We start from the raw sequence: 220 nt of genomic DNA, 5'->3' as shown, positions 1-220 counted from the left end.
ATAAACGTCCTGCCTGACCGGCTACTGCTGTTCAGCGGCGCTGACGGCGATCATCAGGTGGGGGAGTTTCAAGTGACCATACCCGGGGGATTTTGACCGACCCACGGGGTTACCGACGAAGATCGTCTCCACGGCGGTCTTCATGTTGTCGTAGATGCCGCGGGTGCAGGTGCCCTTGAACAGCGCGAACGCTCGGTCGTGGGCGTCGAACACCATCTCC

1 protein-coding gene is annotated in these 220 nt (G+C 60.9%); it reads right to left on the bottom strand.

The features are described from left to right. Positions 1-21: 21 nt before the first annotated feature. The coding region (locus QJT78_RS52790) for a hypothetical protein (protein WP_281461013.1) at positions 22-220 on the bottom strand (199 nt) is incomplete at its 5' end.

This window comes from Bradyrhizobium sp. Mp27, from assembly GCF_029953005.1.
GTDB lineage: Bacteria > Pseudomonadota > Alphaproteobacteria > Rhizobiales > Xanthobacteraceae > Bradyrhizobium > Bradyrhizobium barranii.
Note: the sequence above shows the minus strand (reverse complement) of the source record. Positions and strands in the feature narration are given on the sequence as shown.